Raw genomic sequence first — 19,942 nt, 5'->3', positions numbered from 1 at the left:
GGCCAGGTTCGTCGGCCAAGGGGGTAGATTTTTCGTGCTCTCAACGCTTGCTTTCGGCCAACAGCCGCCCGCCCTGCTGCCACACCCCATTACTGCGCCGGGATGGTGATCAGTGGCAGATTGTTGTTCCCCTTGGCCTCTGACAGCGTGAAGAAAAACATGATGGCGGCCAGTGCCCGCTTCGCCTGCCAGTTGCTGTCCTCGATCCAGAACCAGTGATCGCGATAACGCACCGACGTGTACGCGCGCTCGGGTTTCTCCGTACCGCTGCGAATGAGGATCCGCGACAGGCGATTTTCCGTGCTACCCGTGACGGCAGTCGGCACGGCACTTTGGTCCTGGATATGCGCTTCGGGCACCTCGATGTAGCTGGAGAACGCCGTCATGATCTGCAGCATCGAACGGCTGTTGACCGACAGCTCTCCCTCTTCGCCGCGTGCCGGCGAATACTTGAGCACGAACCTCTGGCTGTCTTCCGGCAAGTGAAGCAAGCGGCGGAGTTCCTTCTGCTTTTCCAGTATTTCCGGCTCTAAGTCTTCCCGACGCATGACCAGTAGCGCGGTCGTGCCCGTGGCCTTGTTTTCTTCCACGCGCAAACCCACTGCGCCTGCCACCTGGATATCGCGCAGCAAACCCAGGGCCCGCACGAACTCCGGTTCAGCCTCGCGCACGGTACCAGCCAATGCCGTGCGATTGCGTACACCGTTGAGTGACTCGACCGTCAACCCGAGGATGAAGTCCGCTGCATAGCCTGACTGGAGCAAGGAGAAAATATTCTTCGGATCGATAGGCGTCAGGAGTCCGATCAAGAACTTCTCACCGGTCATTGGCACATAGGTAATCGTGGGCCGATCGGTATATTTGCCGTTGGCACCCAGCAAGACGCTGTTGCCCTGGACGGCATCTCCCGAGGAAATTTGCCCGCCAATGTTGCCTCCGGTCTCCAGCGAATAACCGGCGACAATCGAAGCAACGTCGACAAACACAGGCATGTCCATATAGCGCAATTTGACGATATTGAGCAGCGTCTGCTGTTTCCATGAGTCGGCTATGGCCGAACTGTAATCGAAGCGATCCACGGTTACGGTATTGGGGCCGATGCTCGCGCAACCCGATAGCGCCAGTGCAGCCATTACGGCAGTGACGAGGAACTTCGTCCTGTTCGGAGTCAATAGCATGCTTCCCTTTCCTCGCCTTCCTCAGATGGAGACCGGACGCCAGCGCTCACAGCGACGGACACGCAATCCAACTTCACGCACCGGTTGCACGACTGGACACCAAAGGCCAAGCACCAGGATCCGATCGCGATCCTGGAGAAATCGAAACTGAACAGGCCTGCCGATAATCCCCATCACCGGGAGGCCCGTGCCATAGCGCGGACTGGGCCGCCTACTTCTGCTGCTTGCTGCCTCTGATGTTGCCGGCAACCCCACCGGCGACGGCGCCGACCGCCGCGCCGGTCCATCCACTGCCACCGGCGATCGCTGCAATGCCGGCGCCCGCCGCGGCGCCAATGGCCGCACCGCTCATCGTCCCCTGCTGCTGGGGGGACATCGAGGTGCAGCCGATCACGCCCGCTGCGGTGAGGACTGCGGCAAACAATAGGGACCGTTTCATGTTCACCTCCGCTACTTGTTCTGCTGCAGACCGGGCACGACCATCTCGAACCAGATCGTCTCGATGACAGGCCGTTTCACGCGGTCGGGATTGGCTGCGTACCACTGGTTGAGCCCTTCGCGCACGGTGTCGAGCGTGTGACCCTTCAGGCCCCTGCTGAAACGGGGAATCAGGCTCTGCTCATCGGACGGCGGTTTGGTGGCGTGGTAGGCCGCCTCCACCTGGAACGCGTTGGCGATACCGATGAGATAGGCTTTCTTGATTTCCGGCGATGACTGCATCCATTGCTCGCCGGTAATCATGGGCACCTCGTCAGCACCCCAAGCCGTCGCCAGGGTCACGCTCAGCGCCAATGCCAGCATGCCCATTCGAACTGTCTTCATCGTCTCCTCTCCTCGTCAGGCTGAACCTCACGTCGTGGCACGCCCTCCCTGCCCGACCACTGGCAGGGAGGCCGTATCGATGACTCAGTAAGTGTAGGTGGCGGGGTGCAAACCGCCGCAGCCTTCATCCAGACCATTCCCGACCGTCGCTTCCGGGTCGCCTTTTGCCTGGGCGGTGCCGAAGAGCTGTGGGTGGCCTGGCGGTAGCCCCCTGGAAGGGACGAGCCCGTCCCCTTGCAAAGGGTCGATCTCTTTAGCTCGGTCTGGACCGGATTGGCTTCATCCTGCCACGCCCTCAGGGCGTGGTTTCCCGCGCGGTGTCTAGCGCTTGAAGCAGTCTCGCCAACGCGTTTGTTGGCGTTTGCCCTTGTCGGGTTATGCAATGAACGCCGCCGTAACGTTCATCTGCGCCTGATCCACCGCACCAGCAAGGCCCTGGCCGGCGAAGCCTGGACGCGTGTAGCCCGCCTTGAGGCGGGCTTTTTTTGCGTGCGAGAAAGCGCTGCGCCGAGACTGACGTTGCTCTCACCTCGCGGCAAAGTCAGGGACGTTTGTGGAACTGGAGATAGGCGAGTCTCATGTCGCTTGCCCACCCATCGATCACGGGCTGGATATTCTTCACCGAAAGCACCGCTTCCTTGTTCTCCAGGCTTTCGCCGGTGCCTTTGCGCACGACCTCTGCCAGGAGCTTGGTATTGCCCCCATCTAGGAACATCGCTTCGGTGGCGATTTCCACTTGCTGATCCCGCGCACCAATCGCGGTGGACGTCGCGGCGACAACAAGGGCGATGGGAATCACCTCGTAAGGTTTGAGCCCCTCCGTGGACGTCGAAACAGCAGTGATGGCCGGGCGCACGACGACGCTGTCGGCGGTGGGCGAGTCGCTGATTCTCACCACCGATCCGAGCTCGCGCTTGAGCGCTGCATCGTAGTAGCGGGTGATCTCATCCAGCGTCGCCTGGGGTATCTGCGTGCTGGCCTGAGGGCGCGGGTAGAACTGGCTGGGTTCCAGATAAACGCTGCTATAGCGCGACAGGTCGATGTTGGGATCTACCCAGCGCGCCACCTTCACCCCACTGGCGGACTTCTGCTCTTCCAGCACCTTGTAGTTGGGGAGGAACCCCGAGTAATTGGCGGGCTCGACCATTGTGCTCGAGCATCCCCCCGTAGCCAGTAGTGCAGCGACCGTTACCGCAATCAAGTTCGAACGCATGGTGAAGCCCCCTTGGAAAAAACCTGAATATCCGCCTTTCAGCTGCCTGGAAAGCAGACGCAAAGTGCGTAAAGAGAATCGGACCCCCTCGCCTCTGCTCCCGCTATAAGGCCGGGGGTCAGGGCGATCCCCGCTGGGGGGACAGGCTCAAGCGTAGCTGGCGGTATGCCGAGTTCCAGTCCACATCGCAGACTATTCAAGTGGGATGGGCAGGATCACAACTGCGGCGGGAAAGCGGATTCCTCTCACGCCTGAAACCCGCGTTCGTCTCACGCCTTGCCTACACTTCTCGCGAAGCTGACAGAGCGAGGGGATGAAATGGAAATCGAGGAAAGAAATACCCGGCAGCGAATACTCGAACCCGTCGACCGCATCACCGAAGTGATATTCGGACTGCTGATGGCGATGACCTTCATTGGATCGCTGAGCGTTGCCACGGCAGGCCGTGAAGAGGCCAGAACCATGCTGATCGCGGCGTTCGGCTGCAACCTCGCATGGGGCCTGGCCGATGCCGTCATCTACCTGCTGCGCACCTGGACCGAACGCACTCGCAGCCGCACCTTGCTCGCGCGCCTGCAAAGCGGTGCAAGCCCGGCCGAAGGTCGGGAACTGATTGCTGACGCCCTGCCCCAGCGCATTACCGAAGCGGCAGGATCGGACGGCCTGGAAGCGTTGCGTTCGCGCCTGCTGGTCAACGCGGCTAAACCCGCTCGCGCACGATTGGATCTGCAAGATTTCGCTGGGGCACTGGGTACCTTCCTGCTGGTCGTGCTGGCGACGTTCCCCCTGGTTATACCTTTCCTGCTGATCGACCAGACCGGACCGGCGATTCGAGCCTCCAACCTGGTGTCGTTGGCGATGCTGTTTATTTCAGGCTGGCTGCTGGCCCGCTATTCCGGTGGCAACCCATGGGCCACAGGCGCGGTGTTGGCGCTCGTCGGCACAGCGCTGATATTTGCGATCATTGCGCTGGGTGGGTGACGGTTCTGTCTGAAGAAGGCGTGGAACCCAACGGCCGGAGTATCGACGACACGCCGCGCCTATCCCCTGGGGCCACCGCAGTTCTTCCGGAACGTGGAACAGCCGTGGAGTTGCTGAGCGGAAATATCGTGCGCTTGCCTTGCGGGTCAGCGGAGATGCTGCTCGTTGGTAGCAGGCGTACACCAAAGGGATTTTTGTTCGAACGCTCGGGCAAGACATGCATCCAACTCTGCGGGCATTCAGGACCATTCACGTGGGCATCATCCTGGACGTCCGGGGCCACCATAGTGATCTCCTCTTCCGTGGTGGCCCCTCGCAGCTCTCGGAGTCCTTCCCGAACCTCCCAATAGATTCGCCAGACGGCCTGGTCGAGCGCTTTATTGGTGATGAGGTCGTTTGCGCTAAAGCCGGTGATCACCAAACCGTCATTCCGCCCAAACGGTTTCGCGATAACTGCCAGCTCGCCATTCGAGCCAATCGAACATGAAATGAGGCAATCAGACAGCACCTCGCAAAGCTTCTTTTGCAGGCTATCGCTAATGACCTCATACATAAGCCGATCCTCCCCGGGGCGCCCGACCAGCAATCGAGGCGGGCATACCGGATATGGACCCCTCACTCGCATGTGAAGTTTTCCGTTCATCGACTAACGGCAGCTAGTTGCCTATACCGCTCCGTGGGAGGGCTGCCTGAATGTAGCGGCTGCACCAGAAGCCTATAGGCAGCAATGATCAAGCCGACTGGATGCGCCGCATCAAAGCGGCCGTGCTGCCTGGCCAGCTCACGCGGCCGAACCACGCACCACCGGCGATCGTGGCAGTGATGACGAGGCCATACACCACGAACGCCACGCCCTGGGCAACGAATACGTGCACCAGGTTGCCGCCCCAGCGCAAGGCAAGCCAGCCTCCAAGGCCCGCCACGACCAGGCGTGCGAGGTTGCCAACCACAGGCCAGAACAGACGCCCCGCGCCTTGCGATGCGAAATGCAACACCTGTCCCAGGCCGAAGAAGCCGTACAACGGACCGACCACTTGCAAGTATTGGGTGCCGGCCTCAAGCATGGCCGGCTCATTGCCAAACAACATCAGCCAGGGGCGCGGGAAGATTGCCGCCGCCAGCCCGATCGTTTCGGTGATTGCAAAGGTAATCGCGGCACCGACCCACGCAGCCTTGAGGGCGCGTGCCCTGTCACCGGCCCCAATGCAGGTACCCACCATGGCCAGCAGCGGTGCACCAAAGCCGAATGCCAGCGGCACCAGCAGGTATTCAAGCCGTGCGGCGGTGCCGTAGCCAGCAATCGCATCCGGGCCGAAATGCCCCGACAGCGCCGTCGCGATGCCGATGGACAAGTTGGTGGCCACCGTTGCAATCAGGCCGACCAGGCCAATTCGCAGAATGTCGCGAAACAACGGCCAGCGAAGCCGGACGCCCATCAGCTTCGGCTTGAGCAGACTGCGCGGTGAGCGCAGGTACATCCAGAGCACGAGAGTACCGCCAAGGTAATACAGGAGCAGCGCCGCCGCGCCGCCGGCGATACCCATGCCGGGAATCGGTCCCCAGCCGAAAATGAGCAAGGGCGACAACGGGACAAGCACGACAGCACCCGCGACAGTCACGTTGGCGGGCACTGCCATGTTGCCGGTGCCCCGGATTACCGCAGACAGCGCATTGAACAGCCACACCAGCGCGGCACCCGCAAATACCCAGTGCGAGTACACCAACGCCGCCTCCAGCGACGCCCCAGTGCCCCCCATCTGCGTATACAGCCACCGCCCGCCCAGCAGGAGCGCCAGCGTGAACGCAAGGCCGAAACCGAGCGCAATGACCATCGCGTGCAGCACCAGAGCATCGGCATCTTCCCGACGTTGCGCGCCCAGGGCTCGCGCGATGGACGAGGCGATGCCACCTCCTATCGCACCGGCGGAACTCATCTGCATCAGCATGACAATCGGGAAAACCAGTGCCATTGCGGCCAGCGCGTCGCTGCCAAGCTTGCCGACGAAATAGGTTTCGATAAGGCCGACAGAGGCCTGGACAATCATCACCAATACGTTGGGTGCCGCGAGTCGCAAGACGGTCGGCACGATGGGCGCTTCCAATAGCAGGCGTGTACGCGGATCGATGGCGGTCATGGTCATCCCGGTGCGTTTTATTGTTGGGCTGACCGCCATTGGATTGGCAAACAATGCGATGAGTAAAATGAATTCTTGAAATCTCACCTATGCAAGGCATGCATATCTATTGATGCACAAGCTGAGCCCTTCAGGGGCGCTGGACGGCGCAGCTCTTCACCTGTTCGCGCAACCACTGCAAGCCCGGATCGACATCGAACCGCGAGTGCCAGTACGCCACCAGCTCGGGCGCCGGGAAGTCGACTGGCGGCTCGTGGCAACTGAGGCCGAAGGTTGCAGCGAATGCCTCGGCGATGGGCCCCGGCAGGTTGCAGATGTAGCCGGTCTGCGAGGCGATCACCGGCATCGCCATGAAGTTCTGCACCAGTACGCCAATGCGCCGCGCCAATCCTTGGGCCTGAAGCGTCTGGTCGATGATGTTGCCATCCCGTTGATGCATTTCAATCATCACTTGCGGCCTCTCCAGATAGAGCCCGAGCGGGAAGCGCCCAGGCGGAAGGCCTTCACGCTGCCAGATCAGGGTGCGCAGCGAAACGCTGGTGATTGGCTCATGACGCAGGACGGCGCCAAGCGTCATAGGCGCGCCGATGACCAGGTCGATCTCGCCGCTTTCCAGCAGCCCTGAAATCGCATTCTTCTCCGGCAGAGGCACTACCTCGATCATCACCCCCGGTGCCTCGCGCGCGATGTGCTGGGTCAGACGCGGCAGGATCAGAAACTCGACGAAGTCGCCGGAGGCAATGCGGAACTTCCGCTGCACCGCCGCGGGCACGAAGGGCGCAGAACCTTGCAGAGCGTCGTCCAGGCGGGACAGTGCCTCGCGCACCGGACCGATCAGTTCGGCCGCGCGTGCCGTCGGCACCAGGCCGCCGCGCCCGATCACGAACAGCTCGTCGCCAAGACGCTCACGCAAACGGCGCAGCGCATGGCTGACAGCCGATTGGCTGAGCGACAGGCGCTCGCTGGCGCGGGTGACGTTCTGGGTTTCCCACAGGGTGGCGAAGACCACCAGCAGGTTCAGGTCGAGGGTACGAGTATTAATATTGTGCATTCGTCGAATGCTACATATTCACTTCCTTCATCGCAAAGGCTTTGTTGTAGTGGCTCCACAGTTTCACTGCACGAGAGCCCACATGAACAACAAGAAACCCCTGCAGATGGGTTGGTTCATTCCAACCATTGGCGATACCACTGCCTTCAGCGATCCGAGCAAGAGCATTCCCCGGTCCCTCGAGCATTTCGAGCGGGTAGCCGTCGCCGCGGAACAGGCCGGGTTCGATTACGTACTGGTCCCCGTTACACCCTTCTGCTGGGATGCCTGGGTGACCGCCTCGTTCGTGATCGCCCGCACGCAGAAGCTCAAAGCCCTGGTGGCGGTGAAGCCCGGATTCATCCATCCGGTCGCCCAGGCCAAGATGTTCGCCACCTTCGATCAGCTATCCAAGGGACGCATCTACATCAACCTGATCGCCGGCCTCAGCGAGAAAGACGCCTATGCCGAGGGACAGATCGTTTCCAAGGAAGCACGCTACGAACAGCTGGAAGAAGAAGTCGAGCTGATGAAGCGCCTGTGGACCGAAGAAGGCGTGGAATACGAAGGCAAGTACCACCAGGCACATGCCCCGCAAGTCATACCGTCTCCCTTCCAGCAACCGCACCCGCCGTTCTTCCTCGGCGGTGGTTCGGAACAAGCAGCAGAGATTTCCGCCAAGCACTCCGCCGTGCACCTGTTCTGGGGCGACTACCCGGAGCGCATCGCCGAACAGGTCAAGGAAATGCGTGAGCGCGCCGCCAAATACGGCCGCGGCGAAGAAATCGAATTTGCCATGCGCCTGCAGATCATCTGCCGCGAAACCGAAGAGGAAGCCTGGGCCGCAGCCGATACCCTGGTCAACGGCGCCGACCCGGCCTGGACCGAACAGGTCAAGACCATGATGGCCGAGTCCGTTGCCAACCAACGGATGAAGGAACTCTCCAAAACCGTCGGCCGCAAGATGACCCCGCACCTGTGGACCGGCATCACCGAAGTACGTCCCGGTGCCGGTATTGCCGTCGTGGGCAACCCGCAGCAGGTCGCCGATCAGTTGCTGGCGTTCGTCGATGCCGGTTGCAGCGGTTTCTGCCTTTCCGGCTACCCACACCACGAAGAAGCCGAGCGCTTTGGCCGCCTGGTCATGCCGCTGCTCAACCGCTGAGCCAATCCGATCCAACAACAATCAGCCGCCGCCGGCCCGTCCGGTGGCGGTGGAGTACCCGTCGATGAACGCTTCGCCCTTCGACCCCAAGCAATTCCGTCAGGCGCTCGGCGCCTTCACCACCGGCGTGACCATCGTTACCACCCAAGGCCCGGATGGCCGGGACTATGGTCTGACCGCCAACAGCTTCAACTCGGTATCGATCGACCCGCCGATGGTGCTGTGGAGCATCAACAAGGATTCCTCGTCGGCTCACGCCTTCACCGAAGGTTCGCACTTCGCCGTGCACATCCTGGCGACCGATCAGGAGCCGCTGTCCAACCGCTTCGCCAAGAGCGGCACTGACAAGTTCGCTGGTCTCGACCTGCAACGCGGCCTCAGCGAGGTTCCGCTGCTGGATGGCTGCTCGGCGCGCTTCCAGTGCAAGACCACCTATCAGTACGAGGGTGGTGACCACATCATCCTGGTCGGTGAAGTTCTGGCGTTCGACCGCTTCGACAAAGCGCCGCTCGTGTTCCACAGCGGCGGCTACCGTCGCCTGGTGCCGCCCGCCCCACGTGGTGAGGAAAGCGTCATCTACGGCGAAAACTGGCTGGGTTTCCTGCTCGGTCGTGCCTATTACCAACTGCAGCTGCCGATTCGCCAGCAACTGAGGGCGATGGGCATGCAGGACAACGACTTCGAGCTGCTTGGCATCCTCAGCTTCAGCGAAGGGAGGACCCTGGAGGAGCTGCGCCAACTGTTCGAATTCACCGGCAAGGCGCTGGCCCCGGAGCAGCTGGCCGCCTGGTTGCGCAACGACCTGCTGGCCCTGCACGCACAGCGCGTGCTGTTCACCGACAAGGGCCGCCAGTTGGCGATCCAGTGGCTGGCCTTTGCCAAGGCCGCCGAGATGAGTGCACTGGAAGGGCTGTCGTACGACGAAGCGCAGCACCTCAAGCTGCTGATCGGTCGCGTCATCCAGCACACCGGCGCCGAGCTGCCGGCGCACTGGCGCAAGGAAAATATCTGGCAGGACAACAACCTCTGGCAGCAGGCCGACGCCATCCCGGCGGCGCGCTAACGCAGCACCGCAGCGGCGGCCTGCCCGCCGCGCGGCCTCGAGTACAAAAACAAGCCATTGAGGTGAACCGTCGATGTCCAGCACCACGACTATCCAGGCTCCGGTTACCAGCTCGGCGCCCTGCCTGGCGAGCCCCGGCCAGGCCAACTATGCCCTTGGCGTACTGCTGCTCGCCTACGTCTTCTCGATCATGGACCGGCAGGTGCTCAGCCTGCTGGTCGGGCCGATCCAGCAATCGCTGCACGTCAACGACACCTGGATGGGCATGCTCCATGGATTCACCTTCGCCGCTTTCTATTCCCTGGCTGGCCTGCCGATCGCGAGGCTGATCGATCGCGGAAACCGGCGGCAGGTCATCACCGTCGGCATCGGCCTATGGTGCCTGGCCACCGCCGCCAGCGGCCTGGCCACGGAATTCTGGCACCTGCTGCTGGCCCGCGTCGGCGTTGCGGTTGGCGAGGCGGTGCTGCTGCCAGGCGCTGTGTCGCTGATCAGTGACCTGTTCGCACCGGAGAAACGCGGCCGCGCGCTCGGCGTGTTCGGTGCAGGCGGCCCGATCGGTGTTGGCGCGGGTCTACTCGCCACCGGCCTGGTGCTCGGCTATTTCAGCGCCCATCCCCTGACCCTCCCCTTCCTCGGCACCCTGGCGCCCTGGCAGACCACGCTGATGTCGATCGGCCTGCCGGGCCTGATCGTTCTATTGCTGATGGTCGGCGTACCGGAGCCACGACTGAATCGCGCCGGCCGGAAGACGCCGACCTCGACGGCACCAGGCGTGCCATTGGGAGAAGTCCTGGCGTTCCTGCGCGCCAACCGGCGCACCTTCTTCGCCATCATCATCGGCATGGGCTGCTACAACGCCGCGGTATACGGCGGCGGCGCGTGGGTCCCCAGCTACCTGGTCCGCGAATTCGGCTGGAGTTACGCCAAGGCCGGCACGATGATGGGTCTGATCATGTGCGTCAGCGCGCCGCTCGGTGTGCTCGGCGCCAGTTGGCTCGGTGAATACTGGCGCCGCCGCGGCGTGGCCAATGGCAACCTGCGTGTGGCGATCATCGCCAGCGTCGTCCTGCCACTGTGCGCCACACCGCTGCTGCTGGCGCCCAGCGCCCCTCTGTCGCTGCCATTCCTGGCCCTCACCGCCGCCCTCTGGGTCTGCCTGTTCGGCGTTGGCCCGGCATTGATCGTCGAAGCAGCGCCCGCGCCGATGCGCGGACAGTTCATCGCCCTGTTCACCGGCGTACTCAATCTGCTCGGCGTTGGCATCGGCCCGCTGGCTATCGGCGTCATCACCGACTACGTGCTGGTCGACCCCGCCGCCATTCGCTACTCGATCCTGATCGTCACGCTGATCGCCTGCGCCCTCGCCTGCCCGCTGCTGCTCTGCGCCCGACGCAGCTTCGGAAAGACCATCCAGCAAGCCCGCGAGTGGCAGCCCGCCGTGGCGACGGCATAACCCTTCCAAACAACGAGAACGCTCATGAACACCATCCAAGGCAGCTGCCTGTGCGGCGACATCAAGTACTCCACCCACCTCGCCCCGCTGACCACCGCCGTCTGCCATTGCAGCGACTGCCAGAAGCAGTCCGGCAGTGCCTTCTCGGTCAACGTGCTGGTGCCGATCGCAGACTTCCTGGTCGAGGGCGAGAGCCTCGGCTGCTACGCCAAGGCTGGCGGTAGCGGCCTACCGGTCAAGCGTTACTTCTGCACCTGCTGTGGCTCGGCGCTGTACTCCGAAATCGCCGCGATGCCCGGCGTGCTCGCAGTCAAGGCCGGCACCCTAGCCGACGCGCTGACCACGCCCAACCTGCACCTCTGGTGTGCGTCGGCGCAGCCCTGGGTGGCCATCGACCGCAGCCTGCCGTGCTTCGAGCACGCGGCAACCGATTGAAGACCGCGCCCCGGCTGGCGGGCCACCGCAGCCGGGCGAGCACGAGATGACCACGATGATCAAAGACGCACACTACCCCGGACCCGTCAGCCTGCCCCGGCAACTGCTGGGCCGCGTGCAGACCCTCGCCCCCGGGGTAATGGTCAGCCTGGCGATCGCCATGGCCTCGGCGTTCATCGCCGATCATTACGGCGGACCCACCCTGCTCTATGCCTTGCTTTTCGGTATGGCGTGCCACTTTCTGAGCGAGGACAGCCGCTGCCTTCCGGGCATCGAATTCACCGCACGGACGATCCTGCGCATAGGCGTAGCCCTGCTGGGCGCGCGTATCACGCTGGAACAAATCGGTTCGCTGGGTTTGGAAACGGTCCTGGCCGCCGTGTTTGCAGTCACTGCGACCATCTTTGTCGGCTGGATAAGTGCTCGCCTGCTGAACTTGCCTGCCGACTTCGGCGTGCTAACCGGTGGTGCCGTCGCCATTTGCGGCGCCTCCGCAGCCTTGGCGATTTCCGCCGTACTTCCCAAGCACGAGAACAGCGAGCGCGATACGTTGCTGACCGTGGTGGGCGTCACCGGCCTCTCGACCGTGGCGATGATCACTTATCCAATCATCAGCAAGATGCTGGGCCTGTCGTCTGAGCACACCGGGATTTTTCTGGGTGGCACCATCCACGACGTGGCCCAGGTAGTCGGTGCCGGCTACATGATTTCCCCAGCCACCGGCGATATCGCCACCGTGGTGAAGCTGCTGCGAGTGGCACTCCTGGTGCCCGCTGTCCTAGTCGTTGCCTGGCTGTTTCGCCGACAGCAGAGCACGCAAGCGAACAGCGGGCGGCGGTTACCTCTACTCCCAGGATTCCTGGTGGCTTTCGTCTGCCTGGTCGCGGTCAACAGCAGTGGTTTTCTGTCCCTCTCATTGGCCGGCGCCATGAGTGAAACGTCGCGCGCTTGCCTGGTGATCGCCATTGCCGCCCTGGGGTTGAAAACGTCGCTGCAAAAACTCGCATCAGTTGGCTGGCGTCCGATCGCCCTGCTGGTGGGCGAGACGCTGTTCCTCGCCGCACTGGTGATTGGCCTGCTCTGCCTGGGCCGATGAGTTGCGCACAACGCACGCTCACTAGTTCCCCACTCCTGTTACACCGGGAGCAGTGAAGCCGGGAGGTGATTTGAGCCACGGGAAACCCTTCACCGCCATGTCATAACCGGTGGCGTAGAGACTGCGCATGTATTCGTTATCGAACTCTTCCTTGTGCGGAGCGTTGAAGCTCGAGGGTATGAACCCGAGGTTGAAATCCACTCCATCGCGTTGGGTGGTGGAATAGATCCGGTAAAGGTCGCCGATACCCTGGCTGTGGATCAGCGAGGTGACCGCGCGACCGGCGATGCTCATGGTTTTGCGCTCGACGTCTGCCCAGTCCGGGTCGAGTCGTGAATTGCGTATCACGTACAGCTTGCGCTCGCGGGTCACTCCCACTGCTTTTGCTTCCTCATCGACCCGAACCGACGCTGGATAAGCGAACACCTGCGCCATGATGCCGCCGTCCACATGCATCTCCTGATAGGCCTTACCATCGACTTCCACGTCGATCATCATCGGCGGAAATCCTCCCGGAATAGAGGCAGATGCAATCATGACTCTCACGAACAGATCCAATGCATCAGGTCCGCCATAGGTCGCGATTTTCCCCATGTCCCAGATGATGGGGCGGCGCGCATCGAGGTCCGCAGTGGCAACTAACAGAAAGCGGCCCTTGGCGTACTCGGCGGCGATTTCCTTGAGCATCTGTTCATTCAACGATTCGCGTGTCAGCTTCAACAGCGGTGCGTTGTCTGACATCGCATCCCCCAGAACGCCTTCGAGAAAACTGCGCGGCTGGAGGACGTCTTTCGGTGACAGCGTGGTATAGAACTTTTTCAGGGTCGCGTCGTACTTCGGCCCCAGAAATGCGAAAGGCGCGATCAGTGCGCCCGTGCTGATGCCGGTAACGAGCTTGAATTCCGGGCGTGTGCCTGTAGCCGTCCAGCCATTCAATACGCCTACGGCGAACGCCCCATTGTCACCGCCGCCCGAAATGGCCAGATATACCGCTGGCGGCAGTGGCCCTTTGTGCCCTTGCTTTGCAAGGTAGGCCTGCTCCCGCTGCAGCGCTTGAATGCCGATTCGTGTGAATTCAGTCATATCGCCGGCGCCGACATAACGCACCCCAGGCATGCCTGGAATTTCCGCTCTTGCCGTCAGGTCGTCCGGCACTGCCGACAGGCGCGTCGGCGCCATGGTGCAGCCCTGTAACAGGAGCAACAGGGCCACGATCAGGTTGGTGGCTTTCATAGTCGACTCTCTCGCGCATGAAGGCTTCGATAGCGACGTCGCAAATGTTCGCGCGGATCGTTCCTCAACAGCTTGCGTGCCGAGGTGCGGATTGCTCATCCGTGGCAACTGCGCGCGGGGGTAATGACAGCTTTTGCGCCGCATACATCATTAAAGACGCTTCACGTTTCTGCGCTCGGAAAACTTGGAGCCTGACATCGCTGGTCTGGATGGCCGGGCGAAGCTAACGCAAAGAGGGGGACAGATCTCATGCTCTAAACGGCCAGGTTGAGCAGCTGATTCAGGAGTTGTAGATCTCACCTCTCCTGCAGGTCCATTGGAGGGATTCATTGAGGTGCGGGGAGGAAGAGACATGCGTGAACACAGTACAGAGTGATCTGATGGTAAAGGGTGCGACCGCTTTTCTCGCCCTGGTGCACTTCCTGGCCCAAAAAATCGAACTATCGCTGCAGGCGCTTCGCCAGCAGCGCCCTTATCTTGACTTTCAGCGGGTCGGCTTTCATTAGCATGGCCGCAGCCCAAGTCCGCTCCTGTACCGCGGAAGAAAGGCCGCTCGTGTTTCGCCTCTGACCCGAGTGGGCTTCGTCCGGGCGCCCCTAGTCAGTTCGCTCACCGCTGATCGACTTCCCATCCTTGGCCACGGCCTCGGTCTCCTGCTCCTCGACCTCTATCATCTGGGCCTCGACCTGAGCTACCTGCTCCTCCATGGCCTCAGCCTCCTCCACTGCCGCATCGCCTAGCTGCGCGCGCACGACGAACTCATGCAGCAGGAACAGACTGACGTCGTCGTCGGTGCGCTCGCTCCCTACCTTGAACGGCTTGTCGATGACGTTGAGCAACCGCAGCAGATACAGGAAGAAGAATGATAGGAAGCCGAGCGTGACCAGCGACTCAGGTAACCCCTCGAAGTTGGTGAACAGGACCATCCCAAGGATTACGACCACGAGGCTGACGATCATGGCGTATGCCGACGGCAGGAATTCTTCGCGTTGAATATGGTAAATGCGCAGCAATGACTTGCGGAGTCCAGCCTGCTCACCCCGCAGCCGAACGATATAGTTGGCCGGTACGTCAGTGTTCTCTAATTCAAGGAACGACTGCGAAAGATCCTCGATGGCGGCTTGGCAAGCGCGGCTGTTGCCTGCGTTGATGTCCAGGCGCAGGTTCGTGACCACGGCGATGAGTTGCTTGCGTAGGGTCGGAAGGTGAGGCTTGCCCCACACGGTGTGCATGGACTCACATTCGCGCAGGATCGCGTACAAGCTGGCGGCCAGATCGGTCGGCGCCCGCTCCGCGTCGCGGTAGTCGGCCAATGTGCCGGCCACCACGAGGCCCATGACAAATACGCCGCCGCCGACGATGCTCGACGCAAGCGCGCTGACCGACATCCCCTCGATCCCGATCTGCCAGAGCAGTGCCCTAATCGCGACCAGGACGGCCACTACCACGACTGTTTCGGCGGCTACGCGATAGCTCCCGAATATTCGCTGCAGCATCAATGACTCCTCCAGGGCGCGCACCTTGGTGTTAAGTCCGCGACGGTAAGGCTTCAGCTCCCCCGACTCCTTTGGCGCCTACCCGAGTAAATATGGTTCATCCCCAGCTACTTGCCAGAACTGGCAGGCTGCGCCTACAGCGACAGCACGCCGCTATACAAGCTATAGGCGGCGAAGCCCGCTGCGATGACGACGCAAACAAAAATTCCCTTTTCGATATGAGTAAACAGCGGCTGACCTTGCTCACGTTTTGCCTTGGCAAAAAGCACCACGCCCGGCGCATAGAGCAAGGCGGATAGCAGCAGGTACTTAACCCCGCCGGCATACAACAGCCAGATTGCATAGCCGAGTGCGACACCGCTGATAAGCAGATCCCTGGTGCGTTCCGTCCCAGCCTGTTCGTAGGTTTCGCCACGCTGGGTCAGCAGCAGCGCATAGGCCGCCGACCATAGGTACGGCACCATGATCATCGACGAGGCAAGGTAGATCAGGCTGGTGTAAGTGCCTGCAGAAAACAGTGTGATCAACAGGAAAAGCTGAATCATTGCATTGGTCAGCCATAGCGCATTGACCGGCACATGGTTGGCGTTTTCCTTTCTGAGAAACGCCGGCATGGTTTTGTCCTTGGCGGTGGCGAACAAGATTTCCGCGCACAGGAGCGCCCAGGACAACAAGGCGCCGAGCAATGAAATGGCCAGGCCGAGGCTGATGAACAACGCCCCCCACGGACCGACAATACGTTCGAGCACCCCCGCCAGCGATGGGTTCTGCAGAGCGGCCAGTTCCGGTTGGCTCATGATCCCAAGCGACAGCAGGTTCACCAGCACCAGCAGCGCCAGCACGCCGAGGAAGCCGATAACCGTGGCGCGGCCGACGTCGGCCCGCTTCTCGGCCCTGGCTGAATAGACACTGGCGCCTTCGATACCGATGAACACGAACACCGTCACCAGCATCATGTTGCGCACCTGATCCATCACGCCGCTGAAGTCCGGGTTGCTACGCCCCCAGATATCGCGGGTGAAAATGTCCGCATCGAAGGCCACGGCGGCAATCGCAATGAAGGTGACCAAGGGCACCACCTTGGCTACGGTGGTCAGCTGATTGATGAACGCCGCTTCCTTGATCCCACGCAGCACCAGAAAGTGCACGCACCACAGCAGCAGGGACGCGCAGGCGATGGCGGTGGGCGTGTTGCCTTGGCCGAACACCGGAAAGAAAAAGCCGAGGGTACTGAACAGCAGAACGAAATAGCCGACATTGCCCAGCCAGGCGCTGATCCAGTAGCCCCATGCCGAAGAAAAGCCCATGTAGTCGCCAAACCCAGCCTTGGCGTAGGCATAAACCCCGGAGTTGAGCTCCGGTTTGCGGTTCGCCAGCGTCTGGAATACGAACGCCAGGGTCAGCATACCCACCGCGGTGATCGCCCATCCAATAAGCACGGCCCCGGCATCAGCGCGCGCGGCCATGTTCTGCGGCAAGGAAAAGATCCCGCCACCGATCATCGACCCCACTACCAGGGCAATCAATGCGCTCAAACGAAGCTTCTGCGTCGGTTCTGACATTCTCGCGTCTCCTTGGCCGGCGCATGTCTCTCTACGAGGCCGTAACACCCTGTTTTAACCAAGCACAGAAAGTAAAAACCTGCTGATGAAATTCTCGGAGATCCGAGCGTACTGGCAGGTGTAGCTCAAGCGTTATCAGACGAGATAAGGGCAGATCTATTTTTCTCTGATGTCCCCCTTTTGGAGTATGCCCCTCTTTTTGGTCCCCACTACTATCCGCCAGTTGGCCGATCAGCTTTTCACCTGCGCGGGAATCTTGATGCCCGTTGTTACAGGCTTGGCGAGGCACGATGAGTCTGCTTGCGCCGGAGGCTGGACGCTTGGGGAACCGTCGGGATGGGCTGCATGGTTTTGCACTGTAAGCCGACATAACAACAAGAAATGAGGATATCGATCATGGGAAGGAAGTCGCTGCTGCTCCTGTTGTGCCTGATTTGCCCGCTGACGTGGGGGGATGGACGAAGCGCCGGGCAGTTGAGTGAAATCCTCAGTCGCAGCCAATTGATGTGTGCCAGTGCGATGGTCTATTTCAATCCGGCCGAACGCACACCCGACCCACGAGGCTTGAACGCCACCTACCAGCACCTCAATACGATGGAAACCTACATGGTGCAGCTGGGGCAGCCCGAGCCATTAGTGCAGCCGCTGCGCGCCATGAAGGAAGTTTTCGATACCCTCGATCGACTGCCTCGGGCCAAGCGCGAGCGTTACCCGGAGCTGATCCAGCAACTGCTTGGCCATCAGCGACAGTTGCAGCGGGCAGCCTCTACTGCTTATGCGAATGCCGGGCCCGATCCTGCCTCCGCCGACCTGTGGGCGCAAAGCCAGGCTCTCGCCACGCTGTTGCTGGACTACCAGGTTCGTCTCTACCCGCTGCCGCAGAAAGGCGGTCTGACGCTGACGCCCGCTCAGGCGAAAGAGCTCGACCAGACGATCGAGCAGCGTTTCGATACGCTCATGGCGCGCCATGTCGAGCATGCCGAGGTGTTGTCGAAGGCCAAGGCCAGCTATCTGTTCGTACGTCCGCAACTGCAGCAGATGGCGGGCAGCGGCGGTGCGGGCAGCGGCGGTCCCGAGTTTTATCTCAATCGCGCTTCCATCGACCTGGACGAGCTGGCGGTTGCGGTGTCGCCACCCTCCCCCTGAATCGTGGAAAAGGGACAGATCTATTTTCTCTATCCAAACGCTCGCTTCTAGCCGATAGCCGCTACTTTCAAGAGGTAGCTATCGGCTGGAATCGGACATTCCAGATAAATGCCGATTGCGCACCCACATGTATGGAGCGCGCAGATTGAAGTGCCTCAGAACTGCTCGGCGTCCAGCAGGTAGAGCGACTCGCTGCCGGCCTTCACCGAGGCGGTCAGGGAGTGGATGCGCGGCAGCAGGCGGGCGAAGTAGAAGCGCGCGGTGCCGAGCTTGCTGGCGTAGAAGTCGTCCTGACCTTCCTTGCCCAGGGCAGCACGACCGATCGCGGCCCGAGCCATCAATGCCCACATGTAGGCGTAGGCGGTGTAGCCGAACACATGGAGGTACTCCACCGAAGCGGCACCGATTTCGTTCGGGTTGTTCTTCGCGCGGTCCAAGACCCAGGCAGTCAGCTCGTCGAGGTTGGCGACAGCGGCTTTCAGCGGCTCGGTGAACTCGGCGAGCTCAGCGGAAGCGCTGTTGGCGAATGCGTTGATCTCGTCGGCGAACTGCTTGTAGAACGCGCCGCCGCTGCCGACGACCTTGCGGCCCACCAGGTCGAGGGCCTGGATGCCGTTGGTGCCTTCGTAGATCTGGGTGATGCGCACGTCACGCACCAGTTGCTCCTGGCCCCACTCACGGATGAAGCCGTGGCCGCCGAAGACCTGCTGGCCGTGGACGGTGGTTTCCAGACCGAGGTCGGTGAGGAACGCCTTGGCCACCGGGGTCAGCAGCGCGACCATTTCTTCCGCGCGCTTACGCACGACGGGGTCTTCGCTGAACTTGGCGGTGTCGAGCTGCATGGCGACGTAGCTGGAGAAGGCGCGGCCGCCTTCGTTGGCTGCCTTCATGGTCAGCAGCATGCGGCGTACATCGGGGTGCACGATGATCGGGTCAGCGGCCTTTTCCTTGGCAACCGGGCCGGTCGGCGAACGGCTCTGGATGCGCTCGCGGGCGTATTCCACGGCGCTCTGGTAGGAACGCTCGCCGGACGCCAGGCCCTGGATACCCACGCCCAGACGCTCGTAGTTCATCATGGTGAACATGGCGGCCAGGCCCTTGTTCGGGGCGTCGACGATGTAGCCGGTGGCGCCGTCGAAGTTCATCACGCAGGTGGCCGAACCCTTGATGCCCATCTTGTGTTCGATGGAGCCGCAGGACACGGCGTTCTGCTCGCCCAGGGAGCCGTCGGCGTTAACCATCACCTTGGGCACGAGGAACAGGGAGATGCCTTTCGGACCAGCCGGGGCGTCGGGCAGCTTGGCCAGTACCAGGTGGATGATGTTCTCGGTCAGGTCGTGCTCGCCACCGGTGATGAAGATCTTGGTGCCGGTGATCTTGTAGCTGCCGTCGGCCTGGGGTTCGGCCTTGGTGCGGATGATGCCGAGGTCGGTACCGGCGTGCGGTTCGGTCAGGCACATGGAGCCGGACCAGACACCTGCGTACATGTTCGGCAGGTACTTTTCCTTCAGCTCTTCGCTGGCGTGGGCGTTGATCGACAGGCAGGCGCCGGCGGTCAGCATCGGGTACAGGCCGAAGGAAAGGTTGGCCGCGTTGACCATTTCTTCCACCTGGGCGGAGATGACCTTGGGCATGCCCATGCCGCCGAAGACGGGGTCGCCGCCCACGCCGACCCAGCCACCTTCGGCATAGGTCTGGTAGGCCGCAGGGAAACCGGCCGGGGTGCTCACGGCGCCATCTTTCCACTGGCAGCCTTCTTCGTCGCCGCTACGGTTCAGCGGGGCGATCACGCCACCGGTGACCTTGCCAGCTTCTTCCAGGATGGCGGAGGCGGTATCGGCGTCGACCACTTCGGCCAGGGCAGGCAGCTCAGCCCAGAGCTTGGCGACCTCGAAGACTTCATTGAGGACGAAGCGCATATCGCGCAGGGG

General features: G+C 61.8%; 19 protein-coding genes. 8 read left to right on the top strand and 11 right to left on the bottom strand.

What is annotated here, in order from left to right:
• Nucleotides 1-89: 89 nt before the first annotated feature.
• From E8E95_RS06490 to E8E95_RS06475, 4 genes are all read right to left on the bottom strand, one after another.
• Complete coding sequence (locus tag E8E95_RS06490) at nucleotides 90-1,178, bottom strand: hypothetical protein (RefSeq protein ID WP_280349077.1); 1,089 nt, start codon at nucleotides 1,176-1,178, stop codon at nucleotides 90-92.
• A gap of 211 nt (nucleotides 1,179-1,389) precedes the next feature.
• Complete coding sequence (locus E8E95_RS06485; RefSeq protein ID WP_280349076.1) at nucleotides 1,390-1,617, bottom strand: YMGG-like glycine zipper-containing protein; 228 nt, start codon at nucleotides 1,615-1,617, stop codon at nucleotides 1,390-1,392.
• An 11-nt stretch (nucleotides 1,618-1,628) separates the two neighbouring features.
• Nucleotides 1,629-2,000 carry a hypothetical protein gene (locus E8E95_RS06480; RefSeq protein ID WP_280349075.1) on the bottom strand — a complete coding sequence of 124 codons (372 nt, stop codon included), beginning with the start codon at nucleotides 1,998-2,000 and terminating at the stop codon, nucleotides 1,629-1,631.
• Nucleotides 2,001-2,541: 541 nt separating this feature from the next.
• Entirely contained in the window at nucleotides 2,542-3,213 is a 672-nt protein-coding gene (locus tag E8E95_RS06475; protein ID WP_280349074.1) for a DUF3313 domain-containing protein, read from the bottom strand.
• 318 nt (nucleotides 3,214-3,531) lie between these two features.
• Here E8E95_RS06475 and E8E95_RS06470 point away from each other — a divergent pair, with 318 nt between their 5' ends.
• Nucleotides 3,532-4,194 carry a hypothetical protein gene (locus E8E95_RS06470; protein ID WP_280349073.1) on the top strand — a complete coding sequence of 221 codons (663 nt, stop codon included), beginning with the start codon at nucleotides 3,532-3,534 and terminating at the stop codon, nucleotides 4,192-4,194.
• Here the strand turns inward: E8E95_RS06470 and E8E95_RS06465 are convergent.
• The 3 genes from E8E95_RS06465 to E8E95_RS06455 form a co-directional block, all read right to left on the bottom strand.
• Nucleotides 4,175-4,747: a hypothetical protein gene (locus tag E8E95_RS06465; protein WP_280349072.1), complete on the bottom strand. Its 573-nt coding sequence runs from the start codon at nucleotides 4,745-4,747 to the stop codon at nucleotides 4,175-4,177. The genes E8E95_RS06470 and E8E95_RS06465 overlap by 20 nt on opposite strands.
• Nucleotides 4,748-4,925: 178 nt before the next feature.
• Nucleotides 4,926-6,329, bottom strand: coding sequence for an MATE family efflux transporter (locus tag E8E95_RS06460; RefSeq protein WP_280349071.1), 1,404 nt, complete (start codon nucleotides 6,327-6,329; stop codon nucleotides 4,926-4,928).
• A 130-nt stretch (nucleotides 6,330-6,459) separates the two neighbouring features.
• Nucleotides 6,460-7,380 (bottom strand): LysR family transcriptional regulator, encoded by a 921-nt coding sequence (locus tag E8E95_RS06455; protein WP_280349070.1) that lies wholly within the window; start codon nucleotides 7,378-7,380, stop codon nucleotides 6,460-6,462.
• An 82-nt stretch (nucleotides 7,381-7,462) separates the two neighbouring features.
• Between E8E95_RS06455 and E8E95_RS06450 the strand changes: the two genes are divergently transcribed.
• The 5 genes from E8E95_RS06450 (at nucleotide 7,463) to E8E95_RS06430 (ending at nucleotide 12,574) form a co-directional block, all read left to right on the top strand.
• On the top strand, nucleotides 7,463-8,524 hold the full coding sequence (locus tag E8E95_RS06450; protein WP_179059451.1) for an LLM class flavin-dependent oxidoreductase: 1,062 nt from the start codon (nucleotides 7,463-7,465) through the stop codon (nucleotides 8,522-8,524).
• A 64-nt stretch (nucleotides 8,525-8,588) separates the two neighbouring features.
• The gene (locus E8E95_RS06445) at nucleotides 8,589-9,587 is read left to right on the top strand and encodes a flavin reductase family protein (RefSeq protein WP_280349069.1); all 999 of its coding nucleotides are present in this window, start codon (nucleotides 8,589-8,591) and stop codon (nucleotides 9,585-9,587) included.
• 73 nt (nucleotides 9,588-9,660) lie between these two features.
• Entirely contained in the window at nucleotides 9,661-11,043 is a 1,383-nt protein-coding gene (locus tag E8E95_RS06440; RefSeq protein ID WP_280349068.1) for an MFS transporter, read from the top strand.
• Between the two features lie 24 nt (nucleotides 11,044-11,067).
• The gene (locus tag E8E95_RS06435) at nucleotides 11,068-11,478 is read left to right on the top strand and encodes a GFA family protein (protein WP_280349067.1); all 411 of its coding nucleotides are present in this window, start codon (nucleotides 11,068-11,070) and stop codon (nucleotides 11,476-11,478) included.
• Nucleotides 11,479-11,533: 55 nt separating this feature from the next.
• Nucleotides 11,534-12,574, top strand: a complete 1,041-nt coding sequence (locus tag E8E95_RS06430) for a YeiH family protein (protein WP_280349066.1) — start codon at nucleotides 11,534-11,536, stop codon at nucleotides 12,572-12,574.
• Between the two features lie 21 nt (nucleotides 12,575-12,595).
• Here E8E95_RS06430 and E8E95_RS06425 read toward each other — a convergent pair whose 3' ends face one another.
• Nucleotides 12,596-13,807 carry a patatin-like phospholipase family protein gene (locus E8E95_RS06425; protein WP_280349065.1) on the bottom strand — a complete coding sequence of 404 codons (1,212 nt, stop codon included), beginning with the start codon at nucleotides 13,805-13,807 and terminating at the stop codon, nucleotides 12,596-12,598.
• Nucleotides 13,808-14,163: 356 nt separating this feature from the next.
• Between E8E95_RS06425 and E8E95_RS06420 the strand changes: the two genes are divergently transcribed.
• Entirely contained in the window at nucleotides 14,164-14,313 is a 150-nt protein-coding gene (locus E8E95_RS06420) for a hypothetical protein (RefSeq protein ID WP_280349064.1), read from the top strand.
• 90 nt (nucleotides 14,314-14,403) lie between these two features.
• Here the strand turns inward: E8E95_RS06420 and E8E95_RS06415 are convergent, their stop codons facing one another.
• Together E8E95_RS06415 and arcD are read right to left on the bottom strand one after the other, a co-directional pair.
• The gene (locus E8E95_RS06415) at nucleotides 14,404-15,303 is read right to left on the bottom strand and encodes a hypothetical protein (protein WP_280349063.1); all 900 of its coding nucleotides are present in this window, start codon (nucleotides 15,301-15,303) and stop codon (nucleotides 14,404-14,406) included.
• 134 nt (nucleotides 15,304-15,437) lie between these two features.
• Nucleotides 15,438-16,865, bottom strand: coding sequence for an arginine-ornithine antiporter (arcD, locus tag E8E95_RS06410; protein WP_280349062.1), 1,428 nt, complete (start codon nucleotides 16,863-16,865; stop codon nucleotides 15,438-15,440).
• Between the two features lie 396 nt (nucleotides 16,866-17,261).
• Between arcD and E8E95_RS06405 the strand changes: the two genes are divergently transcribed.
• Nucleotides 17,262-18,011, top strand: a complete 750-nt coding sequence (locus E8E95_RS06405; protein WP_280349061.1) for a hypothetical protein — start codon at nucleotides 17,262-17,264, stop codon at nucleotides 18,009-18,011.
• 155 nt (nucleotides 18,012-18,166) lie between these two features.
• Here E8E95_RS06405 and E8E95_RS06400 read toward each other — a convergent pair.
• A partial coding sequence (locus E8E95_RS06400) for an acyl-CoA dehydrogenase C-terminal domain-containing protein (protein ID WP_280349060.1) occupies nucleotides 18,167-19,942 on the bottom strand: 1,776 nt, incomplete at its 5' end.

Source organism: Pseudomonas sp. BN414, assembly GCF_029871275.1.
Classification (GTDB): domain Bacteria; phylum Pseudomonadota; class Gammaproteobacteria; order Pseudomonadales; family Pseudomonadaceae; genus Metapseudomonas; species Metapseudomonas resinovorans_C.
This window is presented reverse-complemented; position numbering and strand designations above follow the sequence as displayed.

Excerpts from the sequence above, each read along its gene's own strand:
- E8E95_RS06490 (WP_280349077.1), bottom strand. The coding sequence starts at position 1,178 with ATGCTATTGACTCCGAACAGGACGAAGTTCCTCGTCACTGCCGTAATG.
- E8E95_RS06485 (WP_280349076.1), bottom strand. The coding sequence starts at position 1,617 with ATGAAACGGTCCCTATTGTTTGCCGCAGTCCTCACCGCAGCGGGCGTG.
- E8E95_RS06480 (WP_280349075.1), bottom strand. The coding sequence starts at position 2,000 with ATGAAGACAGTTCGAATGGGCATGCTGGCATTGGCGCTGAGCGTGACC.
- E8E95_RS06475 (WP_280349074.1), bottom strand. The coding sequence starts at position 3,213 with ATGCGTTCGAACTTGATTGCGGTAACGGTCGCTGCACTACTGGCTACG.
- E8E95_RS06470 (WP_280349073.1), top strand. The coding sequence starts at position 3,532 with ATGGAAATCGAGGAAAGAAATACCCGGCAGCGAATACTCGAACCCGTC.
- E8E95_RS06465 (WP_280349072.1), bottom strand. The coding sequence starts at position 4,747 with ATGTATGAGGTCATTAGCGATAGCCTGCAAAAGAAGCTTTGCGAGGTG.
- E8E95_RS06460 (WP_280349071.1), bottom strand. The coding sequence starts at position 6,329 with ATGACCGCCATCGATCCGCGTACACGCCTGCTATTGGAAGCGCCCATC.
- E8E95_RS06455 (WP_280349070.1), bottom strand. The coding sequence starts at position 7,380 with ATGCACAATATTAATACTCGTACCCTCGACCTGAACCTGCTGGTGGTC.
- E8E95_RS06450 (WP_179059451.1), top strand. The coding sequence starts at position 7,463 with ATGAACAACAAGAAACCCCTGCAGATGGGTTGGTTCATTCCAACCATT.
- E8E95_RS06445 (WP_280349069.1), top strand. The coding sequence starts at position 8,589 with ATGAACGCTTCGCCCTTCGACCCCAAGCAATTCCGTCAGGCGCTCGGC.
- E8E95_RS06440 (WP_280349068.1), top strand. The coding sequence starts at position 9,661 with ATGTCCAGCACCACGACTATCCAGGCTCCGGTTACCAGCTCGGCGCCC.
- E8E95_RS06435 (WP_280349067.1), top strand. The coding sequence starts at position 11,068 with ATGAACACCATCCAAGGCAGCTGCCTGTGCGGCGACATCAAGTACTCC.
- E8E95_RS06430 (WP_280349066.1), top strand. The coding sequence starts at position 11,534 with ATGATCAAAGACGCACACTACCCCGGACCCGTCAGCCTGCCCCGGCAA.
- E8E95_RS06425 (WP_280349065.1), bottom strand. The coding sequence starts at position 13,807 with ATGAAAGCCACCAACCTGATCGTGGCCCTGTTGCTCCTGTTACAGGGC.
- E8E95_RS06415 (WP_280349063.1), bottom strand. The coding sequence starts at position 15,303 with ATGCTGCAGCGAATATTCGGGAGCTATCGCGTAGCCGCCGAAACAGTC.
- arcD (WP_280349062.1), bottom strand. The coding sequence starts at position 16,865 with ATGTCAGAACCGACGCAGAAGCTTCGTTTGAGCGCATTGATTGCCCTG.
- E8E95_RS06405 (WP_280349061.1), top strand. The coding sequence starts at position 17,262 with ATGGGAAGGAAGTCGCTGCTGCTCCTGTTGTGCCTGATTTGCCCGCTG.